Here is a 13,332-nt window from a genome sequence, read left to right as displayed (position 1 = left end):
AGGGCCGCATGACCGTACGGCGAGTAATGGGCATCGAGACCGAGTACGGGATCTCCGTGCCCGGCCACCCCAACGCCAATGCCATGCTCACCTCGTCCCAGATCGTCAACGCCTACGCGGCGGCGATGCACCGGGCGCGCCGCGCCCGCTGGGACTTCGAGGAGGAGAACCCGCTGCGGGACGCCCGCGGCTTCGATCTCGCCCGGGAAGCTGCGGACACCACCCAGCTCACCGACGAGGACATCGGCCTGGCCAATGTGATCCTCACCAATGGCGCGCGGCTCTATGTGGACCACGCCCACCCCGAGTACTCCTCGCCCGAGATCACCAATCCGCGTGACGCCGTGCTCTGGGACAAGGCCGGCGAGCGGATCATGGCCGAGGCGGCGCTGCGGGCCGGGCAGATCCCCGGCGCCCAGCCGATCCACCTCTACAAGAACAACACCGACAACAAGGGCGCCTCCTACGGCACGCACGAGAACTACCTGATGCGGCGGGAGACCCCGTTCTCGGACATCGTGCGGCACCTCACCCCGTTCTTCGTCTCCCGGCAGGTCGTCACCGGTGCGGGCCGGGTCGGCATCGGCCAGGACGGCCACGAGGACGGCTTCCAGCTCAGCCAGCGGGCGGACTACTTCGAGGTCGAGGTCGGCCTGGAGACCACCTTGAAGCGCCCCATCATCAACACCCGCGACGAACCGCACTCCGACGCCGAGAAGTACCGGCGGCTGCACGTCATCATCGGCGACGCCAACCTCTCCGAGCTGTCCACCTACCTCAAGCTGGGCACCACCGCGCTGGTGCTGTCCATGATCGAGGACTCCTTCATCAAGGTGGACCTCGCCGTCGACCAGCCGGTCCGCACCCTGCACGAGGTCTCCCACGACCCCGGCCTGCACCAGCTCATCACGCTGCGTAACGGGCGCACCCTCACCGCGGTCCAGCTCCAGATGGAGTACTACGAGCTGGCCCGCAAATACGTCGAGGAGCGGTACGGCGCCGACGCCGACGAGCAGACCCTGGACGTGCTGGGCCGCTGGGAGGACGTGCTCAACCGGCTGGAGAACGATCCGATGAGCCTGGCCGGCGAGCTGGACTGGGTGGCGAAGAAAGAGCTGCTGGAGGGCTACCGGCGCCGTGACGGCCTCGGCTGGGACGCCGCCCGGCTGCACCTGGTCGACCTGCAGTACGCCGACGTACGGCCCGACAAGGGCCTCTACAACCGTCTGGTGGACCGTGGGCGCATCCAGCGGCTGCTCGACGAGCCGGAGGTCCTCAGGGCGGTCAACAAGCCTCCGGAGGACACCCGGGCATACTTCCGCGGCCGCTGCCTCGAACAGTACGCGGACGACGTCGCGGCCGCCTCCTGGGACTCGGTGATCTTCGATCTGCCCGGCCGTGACTCCCTCCAGCGGGTCCCCACCCTGGAGCCGCTGCGCGGCACCCGCAAGCACGTCAAGGAGCTGCTCGACCGCTGCCGTACCGCCGAAGACCTGGTCCGGATCCTGTCCGGCGGCTGATCCCGAAGCCCGCCCGGGGGCTGAAACGGGTCAGAACCGGGAAACAACCCGGTAGTCCTCGGACGTTCAAGTAATCCAGAGCCGGAGTCGGACCCTGCTTGTAGGGTCTGATCTTGTAGGCACGCAACCGAGCGGGGTGAGGGACATGGCTACGAAGGACACCGACGGCGGACAGCAGAAGGCGACGCGTTCCACGGAGGAGGTCGAGGAGACCCAGCAGGACTCCCAGGCAGCCGACGACCTCAAGGAACGCCACGAGAAGCTCTCGGACGACGTGGACTCCGTCCTGGACGAGATCGACGACGTCCTTGAGGAGAACGCGGAGGACTTCGTGCGCTCCTTCGTCCAGAAGGGCGGCCAGTAGCCGCTCACCCTTCCGCCCGCCCCGCGCGTACCAGACCGCGGGGCGGATGGATTTCCGGGCCGCGGGTAGGGTCCGTACCGACTTCATGATCGTGTGGAAGGAATCGTGTGGAAGCCAACACTCGTAGCACCGGGCGACTGCCGGCCGCCTTCCTGACGCCCGGGTCGTCCTCGTTCCTCGACTTCCTGGGGGAGCACTCGCCCGAGCTGCTGCCCGGAGGCCGGACGCTGCCGCCGCTCAAGGGGGCGATCGAACTGCCGCACGGGACGACGATCGTGGCCGCCACCTTCGCCGACGGCGTGATCCTGGCTGGCGACCGGCGGGCCACGATGGGCAATGTGATCGCTCAGCGTGACATCGAGAAGGTGTTCCCGGCGGACGAGTTCTCCGCGGTCGGGATCGCCGGCACCGCGGGGCTCGCGGTGGAGATGGTGAAACTCTTCCAGCTGGAGCTGGAGCACTACGAGAAGATCGAAGGGGCGACGCTCTCCCTGGAGGGCAAGGCCAACCGGCTGTCCACGATGATCCGCGGCAATCTGGCGATGGCCCTGCAGGGCCTGGCCGTGGTGCCGCTCTTCGCGGGCTATGACACCGAGCGCGGCAAGGGCCGCATCTTCTCCTACGACGTGACCGGCGGCCGCAGCGAGGAGCACGGCTTCTCCGCCACCGGTTCCGGCTCGGTCTTCGCCCGCGGCGCCCTCAAGAAGCTCTACCGCAGCGACCTCACCGAGCGCCAGATGTCCACCGCGGTCATCCAGGCGCTCTACGACGCGGCTGACGACGACTCGGCCACCGGCGGCCCCGACCTGACCCGGAAGATCTTCCCGATCATCACGGTCATCACCGAGGACGGCTTCCGCCGGCTCAGCGACGCGGAGGTCGCCGAGATCGCCCAGACGGTGGTCGACGGACGCCTGGAGCGCCCCGACGGACCCCAGGCACAGGTGCTGTGACGGCCGGTCAGCCAGGCGGCGGCCATCCGCCGTACACCCCTCTCACAGCGCCGACAGCAGAAAGGCACGGTTAGCCGGTGTCCACGCCCTTTTACGTTTCGCCTCAGCAGGCCATGGCGGACCGCGCCGAGTACGCCCGCAAGGGGATCGCGCGCGGTCGCAGCGTCGTGGTGCTGCAGTACACCGACGGCATCGTCTTCGTCGCCGAGAACCCGTCCCGCGCGCTGCACAAGGTGAGCGAGATCTACGACCGGATCGCCTTCGCGGCGGTCGGCAAGTACAACGAGTTCGAGAACCTGCGGATCGGCGGCGTCCGCTACGCCGATCTGCGCGGATACACCTACGACCGCGAGGACGTGACGGCCCGTGGGCTGGCCAACGTCTACGCCCAGACGCTCGGCACCATCTTCTCCAGCGTCGGGGAGAAGCCGTACGAGGTGGAGCTGATCGTCGCGGAGGTCGGCTCGGCCCCCGAGGACGACCAGATCTACCGGCTGCCGCACGACGGCTCGATCGTGGACGAGCACGGCGCGGTGGCGGTCGGCGGCAACTCCGACCAGATCGGCAGCTTCCTCGACCAGCGGCACCGCGACGGGATGACCCTCGCGGAGGCGCTGGCGCTGGCGGTGGAGTCGCTCAGCCGGGACACCAACGGCGGGGACCGCACGCTCACCGCGGAGCAGCTGGAGGTCGCGGTGCTCGACCGCACCCGGCCGCAGCAGCGCAAGTTCAAGCGGATCCTGGGCCGCCAGCTCTCCCGGCTGCTGGACACCGAGAGCGCGGCCACCGCCAAGACCGACGACCCTTCCGACGACGAGGAGTAGACCCCCGGGTCCTGCTTCCCCAGGCGTACGGTGCCCCGGCTGCTGCTGCCGGGGCACCGCCCTTTTCCCGCCCGGGTCCGGAGCCGAGCCCGGGGGCGGGCCGCGTGGCCCTTAGCGGGGCGCCGGTCCGGTGGAGGCGCGCGCCACCAGCTCGACCGGCAGTTCGCCGCCCGCCGCGGGGGCGCCGTCGAGCAGGGCGAGCAGCGCCGTCATGCCGGCCGCTCCCACCTCTTCGGCGGGCAGCCGAACGGTGGTCAGTTCCGGGTCGATGGCCGTCGCCAGCGAGAGATCGTCGAAACCGGAGACCGAGAGCTCGCCGGGGATGTCCAGGCCGAGCCCCCGCAGGGCCTTGCAGGCGCCGGCCGCCAGGATGTCGTCGTCGCAGAGCAGCGCGGTGGGGCGGGGCCCCGGCCGGGCCAGCGCCCGCAGCGTCGCCTCCCGGGCCGCCGGCGCGTCCAGGGCGGAGTGCTCGGTGTGCAGCAGGACGGCGTCGGGTACGCGGCTCAGCTCGGCGGCGACGGTTTCGGCCCGGATCCGGAAGGTCCAGGCGTCCACGTCGCCGGCGAGGTGGAGGAAGCGGCGGTGGCCCAGCGCCAGCAGGTGCCGGGTGATCTGGCGGATGCCGTCGGCCACCGCGAGGTTCACCGTCGGGGCGCCGCCCGGTGCGGCCGGGTCGCTGTCCAGCATCACCAGCGGCAGCCCGCCGCCGCCGATGCCGGCGAGCGCGTCGGCCGCCATCGAGGAGGCGATCACCCCGTCGATCGCGGCCCGCGCCGAGGCGAAGGGGTCCCTGGCCGGTCCGATGCCCTCGGGGGAGGGGTAGAGCACCACCGCGAAGCCGTGCTCGGCCGCCACCTGGGCGGCGCCGGTGCAGATCCGGGCGAAGTACTCGTTGGTCAGCGCGGGCACCACCAGCAGCGCGGTCCTGGTCCGCCCGAGCCGGAGGTTGCGGGCGGCCAGATTGGGCCGGTAGCCGAGTTCGCCGGCCGCCACCCGTACCGCCTGGGCGGTCCGCTCCGACACCCGCCCGTGCCACTTGCCCCCGAGCACCAGGGACACGGTCGCCTGCGACACCCCCGCGACCCGCGCCACATCCCGTGACGTCGGCCGGCCCCTCCCCATCACGCTCCCGCCCCCCATCACGCCCCCGCGCCGCGTTCGCCCGGGCGGGGGCGCGTGGTGGGCGGGGGGACCGCGCCGGAGGCGTGCCGCACTGTTGCTCCGCTCTCATCAGGGGGCCGGGGGCACCCGGCGGGTGGACCGGGGGCCGCCCACATGGTACGTATGACCGATCGACGTTATACGTAACACTCACGATGGGGGAAACATGGCGGCGACGGGTTACGGTGAGCTGCTGCGGACGCGGTATGCCGCGCGGCTGCTCGGCGGGACGCTGCTGGGGCGGCTGCCGAACGGGATGTCGGCGCTGGCCATCGTGCTGTTCCTGCGCTCCCAGGGCGCCGGCTACGGGCTGGCCGGGACGCTGTCCGCGCTCTTCGGACTGGCCGTGGCGATCGGGCAGCCGCTGCTCGGCCGGGCGGTGGACAAGCGGGGCCAGCCCCGCGTGATGGCCGCCGCCGCGCTGCTCTCGGCGGCCGGCTTCGCCCTGCTCGCCGTCACCGGGCCGGAGCCGCTGCCGGTGGCGGTCGCCGCCGTACTGCTGGCCGGCCTTGCCACCCCGCCGCTGGAGGGCGGCCTGCGCGCGCTGTGGGCGTCCGTACTGCCCCGCGAGGACCAGGTGCAGAAGGCGTACGCCCTGGACGCCGCCGCCCAGGAGGTGCTCTTCACCGTCGGACCGCTGCTGGTCACCGCGGCGGTGGCGACCGCCTCCGAGGCCGCCGCGGTGGTCCTCACCGGGCTGCTCGGCGTCGCCGGCACCCTGGTCGTGGTCACCTCCCGGCCGTCCCGGCAGTGGCGCGCACAGGCCCGCGAGGCCCACTGGCTGGGCGCCCTGCGCTCCCGCGGCCTGGTCGTCCTGCTGTGTGCCTGCTTCTTCATCGGCATCGCGCTGGGCGCCTTCTCGCTCGCCGCCGTCGCCTACGGTGACGCGCACGGCGGCGACTCCGCCACCTCGTACGTCCTGGCCGCCAACGGGGCCGGCGCGCTGGCCGGCGGCCTCGCCTACGGCGCCCGGCGCTGGGCGGGCGTCCCGGAGCGCCGGCTGCGCCTGCTGTCGCTGGGCCTGGCCGCCTGCTACCCGCCGCTGGTGCTCGTCCCCGGGCTCGGCTGGATGCTGCTGCTCGCCGTTCTGTCCGGTTTCTTCCTCGCGCCCACCCTGGCCTGCGGCTTCCTCGTCGTGGACCGACACGCCCCGGCGGGCACGGTGACCGAGGCGTTTTCCTGGGTGGTGACCGCGATGGGGGTGGGCGCGGCCCTGGGGACGGCGGTGGCCGGGCTGGTCGCGCAACACGGCGGGACCCGGGCCGGATTCGGTGTCAGCGCGGTCTGCGGCGTGGTCGCCACCCTCGTACTGCTGCTGACCGGCCGAATCCTGACGGTTCCAAACCTCGAAACCGGTGCGGAAAAAGATCGAAACGGCTCGGTCGAACCTCGTTTCAGCACCACGCATCAGGCGTAATGTTCAGACATGGACCGCCGCATTTTCGGGCTGGAGAACGAGTACGGCGTCACATGCACGTTCAGGGGACAGCGGCGTCTGTCCCCTGACGAGGTGGCGCGGTACCTCTTCCGCCGTGTCGTGTCATGGGGCCGGAGCAGCAATGTTTTCCTCCGCAACGGCGCCCGCCTCTACCTCGACGTAGGCTCGCACCCGGAGTACGCCACTCCGGAATGCGACAACGTCACCGAACTCGTCACGCACGACAAGGCCGGTGAACGCATCCTGGAGGGCCTTCTGGTGGACGCCGAACGGCGTCTGCACGAGGAGGGCATCGCGGGCGATGTGTACCTGTTCAAGAACAACACCGACTCGGCCGGCAACTCCTACGGGTGCCACGAGAATTATCTGGTCGCCCGGCACGGGGAATTCTCCCGGCTGGCGGACATCCTGATTCCGTTCCTCGTCACGCGGCAGCTGCTCTGCGGCGCGGGCAAGGTGCTGCAGACCCCGCGGGGCGCGGTCTTCTGCGTCAGCCAGCGGGCCGAGCACATCTGGGAGGGTGTCAGCTCCGCCACCACCCGTTCCCGCCCCATCATCAACACCCGCGACGAGCCGCACGCCGACGCCGAGCGCTACCGCCGGCTGCACGTCATCGTCGGTGACTCCAACATGTCCGAGACCACCATGCTGCTCAAGGTCGGCGCCACCGACCTGGTGCTGCGGATGATCGAGGCCGGCACCGTGATGCGCGACCTGACCCTGGAGAACCCGATCCGGGCCATCCGCGAGGTCAGCCACGACATCACCGGGCGCCGCAAGGTCCGGCTCGCCTCCGGCCGGGAGGCCTCCGCGCTGGACATCCAGCAGGAGTACTACTCCAAGGCGGTGGAGTTCTGCGAGCGCCGCGGCATCCGCAGCGGCGTCATCGAGCAGGTGCTGGAGCTGTGGGGCCGCACCCTGGAGTCGATCGGCAGCGGCGATCTCAGCAAGATCGGCACCGAGATCGACTGGGTGATGAAGTACCAGCTCATCGAGCGCTACCGGAACCGCGACAACATCACCATGTCGCACCCCCGGGTCGCCCAGATAGACCTCGCCTACCACGACATCCACCGCCGCAGGGGGCTCTACTACCTGCTGGAGCGCAAGGGCCAGGCCAAGCGGATCTGCAGTGACCTGAAGATCTTCGAGGCCAAGTCGGTGCCGCCGCAGACCACCAGGGCCCGGCTGCGCGGCGACTTCATCCGGCGGGCCCAGGAGCAGCGGCGGGACTTCACCGTCGACTGGGTGCACCTCAAGCTCAACGACCAGGCGCAGCGCACCGTGCTCTGCAAGGACCCCTTCCGGTCGGTCGACGACCGGGTGGAGAAGCTGATCGCCGGTATGTGACGGCGGGAGCGCACACCGTAGGGTGTGGGGCGGCGGAATCCGAGTCCGCCTGCCCCACCCCCGACGAACCGAACGAGGAACCCTGTGCGCCGACGTTCCGTACTGCTCGCCGTGCCCGCGCTTCTGCTCACCGCCGCCGGCTGCGGCAGCAGCGACGACAAGAGCGACGCCTCCTCCTCACCGTCGGATTCCGCCTCGGACACGGCCTCGCCGTCGGGCACGCCGTCGGCGAGCGCCAGCCCCTCCGCGAAGATCGTCAGCGGCCCGGTGCCGCCCATCACGGCCGGCACCGCCTTCGGCCAGAAGCCGACCGTCGCCAAGGGCTCCGGTGCCCCCTCGAAGGATCTGGCGGTCAAGACCGTCATCACCGGGGACGGCCCGGCGCTGGCTTCCGGCGACTACTTTCAGGTGAACTACGTCGGCCAGGTCTGGGACACCGCCAAGGTCTTCGACACCTCCTTCGGCCGCGGCCCGTACACCAATGTCCTCGGCCAGCAGAAGGTCATCCCCGGCTGGGACCAGGCGCTGATCGGCCAGAAGGTCAAGAGCCGGGTGGAGCTGGCGATCCCGCCGGCCCTCGGCTACGGCACCCAGGGCAACCCCGACGCGGGCATCAAGGGCACCGACACCCTGGTCTTCGTGATCGATGTGATCAACCGCTTCAACGGCAAGAGCTCGGCCACCGGCAAGGCCGTCCCGCAGACGAACGCGAGCCTGCCGAAGGTCGGCGCCAACACCGACGGCAAGGCACCGTCCATCACGATCCCCAAGGGCGCCAAGGCCCCCACCAAGCTCGTCTCCGAGTACATCATCGAAGGCGACGGCGCCGAGGTGAAGGCCACCGACAACCTCCTGCTGCAGTACAAGGGCGTGCTCTGGGACACCGGCAAGGAGTTCGACTCCAGCTACTCCCGCAACGAGCTGGCCGCCTTCCCGCTCGCGCAGCTGATCAAGGGCTGGCAGCAGGGCCTGGCCGGCAAGAAGGTCGGCAGCCGGGTGATGCTGGTGACCCCGCCCGACGTCGCCTACGGCGCCCAGGCCAACAACGGGATCCCGGCCAACTCCACGCTGGTCTTCACCCTGGACATCCTGGCCCAACTGTGAGGTCTGCAAGACTGTCCAGGTTGCCCGCAACAGCACAAGGAGTACCGAAGTGAGCATCGAGAAGCCCGAGATCGACTTCCCGGGCGGCGAGCCGCCGGCCGACCTGGAGATCAAGGACATCTGGGAGGGCGACGGAGCCGTCGCCAAGGCGGGGGACACCGTCTCCGTCCACTACGTCGGCGTGGCCTTCTCCTCCGGCGAGGAGTTCGACGCCAGCTGGAACCGCGGCGCCCCGCTGCAGTTCCAGCTCGGCGTCGGCCAGGTCATCGCCGGCTGGGACCAGGGCGTGCAGGGCATGAAGGTCGGCGGGCGCCGCCAGCTGACCATCCCCGCCCACCTCGCCTACGGCGACCGCGGCGCCGGCGGTGCGATCAAGCCGGGCGAGACGCTGATCTTCGTCTGCGACCTGGTCGCCGTCTAGTCCGTGTTCGCGCGCCTGCGGGCGCTCGGCGCTCGGACCCGCTCGCCGCATCCGGGGGCCCCGCTGTGCGGCGGGGCCCTCGGCTTGGGGCCGGGCCGCCGATAGCGGTAGGTTCGGCGGTCGAGGGCGAGCTGAAGAAGGGTGCGGGGTGCGGGATGGCGATTGCCAAGGCCGAGCGGCTGATGAACCTGGCGCTGTGCCTGATGAACACCCGGCGCCCGGTCAGCAAGCGCGAGCTGCGCACCTCCATCGAGGCGTACCACGAGGTCACCTCGGACGAGTCCTTCAACCGGATGTTCGAGCGGGACAAGGACGACCTGCGGGAACTCGGCCTGGTCATCGACACCGTGGAGAGCCTCGACGGCGAGTTCGGCTACCTCGCCCGCAGTGACCGCAACCGGCTGCCGGACATCGCCCTCGACCCCGAGGAGGCCGCCGCGCTGGGTCTGGCCGCCAAGGTCTGGCAGCAGGCCCGCCTCGCCGAGGCGGCCAGCGGGGCGCTGCAGAAGCTGCGCGCGGCCGGCGTACCGTACGAGGCCACCAGCAGCGTGCTCGAACCGCGTATCCCCGCCCCCGAACCGGCCTTCGAGGCACTGATGCTCGCCGCCCGCGAGCGGCGCGCGGTCGCCTTCGACTACCGCAAGGCCAACGCGGTACGGCCCGAGCCGCGGGTGGTCGAGCCCTGGGCGCTGGAGTGCTGGCGCGGCCACTGGTACGTCGCGGGACACGACCGCGACCGCGGCGCCGTCCGGGTCTTCCGGCTCTCCCGGATCAGCGGCAAGGTCCGGACCCGCGGCGCCTTCACCGTCGAGGTCCCCGACCACGTGGACGTCCGGGCGACCGTCGCCAGCTGGGCGGGCGAAGGCGCCACCGCCACCGCCCGGATCCGGCTGCGCCGGGACAGCGGCTACCCCTTGCGCTCCCGCGCGGTCACCACCACCCCGGTCGACGCCGACTGGGACGAACTGGAGATCCCCTACGGCCACGGCCTCGACGCCTGGCTCGCCGAATTCGGCCCGGACGTGGTCGTCCTGGCCCCCGAGGAACTGCGCGCCGAGGTCCTGGAACGGCTGCGCGCGGTGGCGAAGGGCTGACGAGTGAGGAGTGGGGCGGGGCTGTGAGCAACGCGATCGACCAGACCCGGCGGATGCTGTCCCTGGTGACGTATCTGCGGGAGCGGCCCGGCGCCCGGGTCAGTGAGGTGGCGCAGGCCTTCGGGGTCACCGAGGCCGAGCTGATCGGCGACCTCAATGTGCTGCCGCTGTGCGGGACCAGCTTCCGCGGCGGCGACCTGCTGGACATCGACACCGACGGCGAACGCATCTGGTGGCACAACCCCGGCACCGCCGACGACGTGGCGCAGCCCCTGCGGCTGGCCGCCGACGAGGCCACCGCCCTGCTGGTGGCCGCCCGCGCGGTGGCGAACCTGCCGGGGCTGCGGGACCGCGACCGGCAGGCGCTGCTGCGGGCAGGCGCCAAGCTGGAGACCGCGGCCGGCGAGGCGGCCGGCGCCAGCGACCAGCTCTCGGTCACCTTCGAGTCCGAGGGCAGTGTCTTCGCCACCGTCGACCGGGCGATCACCGAACGCCGGCTGCTGTGGATGCGCTACTACTCGCCTGCCCGCGACACCCTCACCGAGCGGAAGGTCGACCCGATCCGCCTCTTCGCCGTCGGCCACACCTACTTCGAGGGATGGTGCCGGCTGTCGGAGGACCGCAGGACCTTCCGGCTGGACCGGGTCGCCGAGATCAAGCTCCTCGACGAACCCGCCGACCCGCCCCGGCTCGAACCGCGTGACCTCTCCCAGGGCCTGGTGCAGCCGGCCGGCGACGACCCGGAAGTGGTCATCGAGGTCGGCCCTGGGGGCCGCTGGGTCGCCGAGTACTATCCGCACGACAGCGCCGAGGAACTGCCCGACGGCGGCCTGCGGATCACGCTGCGCACCCCCGACCCCGGCTCACTGCGGCGGCTCGCGCTGCGGCTGGGCCGCGACGGCCGGATCGTGTCGCCCGCCGAACTGGCCGGTGACGCGCGCGACGCGGCCGTACAGGCCCTGGCCGCCTACGGGGAGTGAGGTACTACCGATGACCGCCGCCACCGCCTGCCCGCCACCCGCGCCCGGCCAGGTGCTCTTCCGGGCCGGCTGCCCGCACTGCCGGGAGAGCTTCGAACTGGGCGCGGGCGCGCTGCGGCTGGCGATCGGCGGCTCGGCCCGCACCACCTTCTACTCCTTCACCTGCCCCGAGTGCGGGCAGGCGGTCCGCAAACCGGCGGGCGAACGGATCGTGGAACTCCTCACCACCGGCGGCGTCCGCACTATGCGGCTGCACGCCCACTGACCGGTAGGCTCGCAGGCCATGTGGTGGCTATTTCTCTGCGTCGGCCTGTCGGCCGCGGGCCTCGCGGTGCTGGGTGTGCTCGCCGTGCGGGTCTTCCTCGCCGTCCAGGAACTGGCCCGTCAGGTCGCCGCCGGCACCGAGGCGCTGACCCGGGCGAGCGAGCGGCTGCGGCGGGCCGCGGAGCCGGTGGCCGAGCGGGCCGGAGAGATCTCGCGCCGCTGAGCCTGCCGTACCGGCGCAGGAGGAGGGTACGCTGGCCGGGCGGCCCCCGTGGAGCGCGGCTGGGTGATGCCGAGCCGAATCCTCCGGGGAGGGTCGCTGCCAGGTGGATTCCGGGGCATTCCCCGCTGTTCACCGGTGCACGCTACGATCGCTGCTGCACGGCGGCCGGACCCTTGTCCGAACGCCGGGTGATCGAAGTCGCAAGGACCACACCGCCCCGGTGAGAAGGTAGACCTCATATGCTCGGCAATCTGAAGCCCTGGGAACTCCTCGTCATCGTCCTCGTGGTCGTCGTCCTCTTCGGCGCCAAGCGGCTGCCGGACATGGCGCGTTCGCTCGGCAAGTCCGCCCGCATCCTCAAGAGCGAGGCCAAGGCGATGAAGAACGACGGTGGCACCGCCGCGGAGCAGACCCCGCAGGAGCAGGCCACCGCCCGTACCATCCAGGCCGCGCCCGGCGACACCGCCAGCGCCCGCCCGGTCGCGGAGCCGGCCGACCGGACCCCGACCCAGGCCTGATCCGGGACCGTACGTCAGGGCCGACCGCCGGTTGTGGCGGCCGGTCCCGCAGGCGAAGGACCAAGCCGGACGCGCCGCTGACGGCTGCCGCACGAGACGAGGACGTGGGTGCTCAAGACTGCCCGCAAGGAGACCAGGGACCCCGAGGGGCGAATGCCTCTCGCGGAGCACCTGCGTGAACTGCGCAACAGGCTCTTCAAGTCGGTCCTGGCGATCATCGTGGTCACCGTCGTGGCGGCGTTCTTCTACAAGGACATCATCCACTTCTTCCAGAGTCCGATTCTGAAGTCGGTCGGCTGCGAGCACGGCGCGATCACCCAGAAGAACGGTCAGCCCTGTGCGGCGATGACCGTCAACGGTCTGCTCGGCGGTTTCTCCATCGCCCTGAAGGTCTCGCTGATGGCCGGTGTCGTCGCGGCCTCACCGATCTGGCTCTACCAGCTGTGGGCGTTCCTCGCGCCCGGTCTGCACAAGAACGAGAAGCGCTACACGCTCGGCTTCGTCGGCGCCGGGGTGCCGCTCTTCTTCGCCGGTGCGCTGCTCGCCTACGAGATCCTGCCGCAGACCGCCCGGATCATGATCGGCTTCGTGCCGGAGGACGCCACCAACCTGCTGCCGCTCGATGACTTCCTCGACCTCATCGTCCGGCTGGTCATCGTCTTCGGCATGGCCTTCGAACTGCCGCTGGTCCTGGTGCTGCTGAACTTCACCGGCCTGGTCACCGGCCGCCGGATGCTCGGCTGGTGGCGCGGCATGGTGATCGGCATCACCGTCTTCGCCGCGGTCGCCACGCCCACCGGCGACCCGCTCACCATGTGCCTGCTGGCAGCACCGATCGTCTTCTTGTACTTCGTGGCGATGGGCATCTGCTTCTTCAACGACCGGCGCCGGCTGCGCCGCCGCGCCGCCGACCCGGACTTCGCCCTCGACCCCGACGAGGCGTCGTCGCTCAACCACATCCCGGAGCAGGTGTCGAGCCAGCCGTTCGAGGAGCCGGGCCGCCGCGGCGACGACGGCTACGACGACGCGACCTGACCGCACCGGGTGCGGTCCGCGGTGGTCCGGCCCCCGCTGACCTCCCGTGATCTCCCCTGATCGGCCCTTCCCGGGGTAGGGTC

General features: G+C 71.1%; 15 protein-coding genes. 14 read left to right on the top strand and 1 reads right to left on the bottom strand.

Annotation, left to right across the window (positions count from 1 at the left end; all coding sequences use genetic code 11):
* Positions 1-8 precede the first annotated feature (8 nt).
* From dop to prcA, 4 genes are all read left to right on the top strand, one after another.
* A complete protein-coding gene (dop, locus tag OG552_RS06490) occupies positions 9-1,520 on the top strand; it encodes a depupylase/deamidase Dop (protein WP_329130231.1) in 1,512 nt (503 codons plus the stop codon).
* A 145-nt stretch (positions 1,521-1,665) separates the two neighbouring features.
* The gene (locus OG552_RS06485) at positions 1,666-1,884 is read left to right on the top strand and encodes a ubiquitin-like protein Pup (protein WP_329130230.1); all 219 of its coding nucleotides are present in this window, start codon (positions 1,666-1,668) and stop codon (positions 1,882-1,884) included.
* Between the two features lie 107 nt (positions 1,885-1,991).
* A complete protein-coding gene (gene prcB, locus OG552_RS06480) occupies positions 1,992-2,837 on the top strand; it encodes a proteasome subunit beta (protein WP_329130229.1) in 846 nt (281 codons plus the stop codon).
* A gap of 77 nt (positions 2,838-2,914) precedes the next feature.
* Positions 2,915-3,661 carry a proteasome subunit alpha gene (gene prcA / locus OG552_RS06475; RefSeq protein WP_329130228.1) on the top strand — a complete coding sequence of 249 codons (747 nt, stop codon included), beginning with the start codon at positions 2,915-2,917 and terminating at the stop codon, positions 3,659-3,661.
* A 111-nt stretch (positions 3,662-3,772) separates the two neighbouring features.
* Here the strand turns inward: prcA and OG552_RS06470 are convergent, their stop codons facing one another.
* The gene (locus OG552_RS06470; protein ID WP_329130227.1) at positions 3,773-4,801 is read right to left on the bottom strand and encodes a LacI family DNA-binding transcriptional regulator; all 1,029 of its coding nucleotides are present in this window, start codon (positions 4,799-4,801) and stop codon (positions 3,773-3,775) included.
* A gap of 187 nt (positions 4,802-4,988) precedes the next feature.
* Between OG552_RS06470 and OG552_RS06465 the strand changes: the two genes are divergently transcribed.
* From OG552_RS06465 to tatC, 10 genes are all read left to right on the top strand, one after another.
* The gene (locus OG552_RS06465) at positions 4,989-6,239 is read left to right on the top strand and encodes an MFS transporter (protein WP_329130226.1); all 1,251 of its coding nucleotides are present in this window, start codon (positions 4,989-4,991) and stop codon (positions 6,237-6,239) included.
* 9 nt (positions 6,240-6,248) lie between these two features.
* Positions 6,249-7,610 carry a Pup--protein ligase gene (pafA, locus tag OG552_RS06460; protein WP_329130225.1) on the top strand — a complete coding sequence of 454 codons (1,362 nt, stop codon included), beginning with the start codon at positions 6,249-6,251 and terminating at the stop codon, positions 7,608-7,610.
* A gap of 84 nt (positions 7,611-7,694) precedes the next feature.
* A complete protein-coding gene (locus tag OG552_RS06455) occupies positions 7,695-8,714 on the top strand; it encodes an FKBP-type peptidyl-prolyl cis-trans isomerase (protein WP_329130224.1) in 1,020 nt (339 codons plus the stop codon).
* A gap of 49 nt (positions 8,715-8,763) precedes the next feature.
* Positions 8,764-9,135 (top strand): FKBP-type peptidyl-prolyl cis-trans isomerase, encoded by a 372-nt coding sequence (locus OG552_RS06450; protein ID WP_329130223.1) that lies wholly within the window; start codon positions 8,764-8,766, stop codon positions 9,133-9,135.
* 155 nt (positions 9,136-9,290) lie between these two features.
* A complete protein-coding gene (locus OG552_RS06445) occupies positions 9,291-10,229 on the top strand; it encodes a helix-turn-helix transcriptional regulator (RefSeq protein WP_329130222.1) in 939 nt (312 codons plus the stop codon).
* A gap of 53 nt (positions 10,230-10,282) precedes the next feature.
* Complete coding sequence (locus tag OG552_RS06440; RefSeq protein ID WP_329140590.1) at positions 10,283-11,209, top strand: helix-turn-helix transcriptional regulator; 927 nt, start codon at positions 10,283-10,285, stop codon at positions 11,207-11,209.
* A 10-nt stretch (positions 11,210-11,219) separates the two neighbouring features.
* Positions 11,220-11,474 (top strand): hypothetical protein, encoded by a 255-nt coding sequence (locus OG552_RS06435; protein ID WP_329130221.1) that lies wholly within the window; start codon positions 11,220-11,222, stop codon positions 11,472-11,474.
* An 18-nt stretch (positions 11,475-11,492) separates the two neighbouring features.
* Positions 11,493-11,696, top strand: a complete 204-nt coding sequence (locus OG552_RS06430; RefSeq protein ID WP_329130220.1) for a hypothetical protein — start codon at positions 11,493-11,495, stop codon at positions 11,694-11,696.
* A gap of 239 nt (positions 11,697-11,935) precedes the next feature.
* Positions 11,936-12,214 carry a Sec-independent protein translocase subunit TatA gene (gene tatA, locus OG552_RS06425; protein ID WP_329130219.1) on the top strand — a complete coding sequence of 93 codons (279 nt, stop codon included), beginning with the start codon at positions 11,936-11,938 and terminating at the stop codon, positions 12,212-12,214.
* A 108-nt stretch (positions 12,215-12,322) separates the two neighbouring features.
* Complete coding sequence (gene tatC / locus OG552_RS06420) at positions 12,323-13,249, top strand: twin-arginine translocase subunit TatC (protein ID WP_329130218.1); 927 nt, start codon at positions 12,323-12,325, stop codon at positions 13,247-13,249.
* Positions 13,250-13,332 lie beyond the last annotated feature (83 nt).

Source organism: Streptomyces sp. NBC_01476 (genome assembly GCF_036227265.1).
Lineage (GTDB): Bacteria > Actinomycetota > Actinomycetes > Streptomycetales > Streptomycetaceae > Actinacidiphila.
This window is presented reverse-complemented; position numbering and strand designations above follow the sequence as displayed.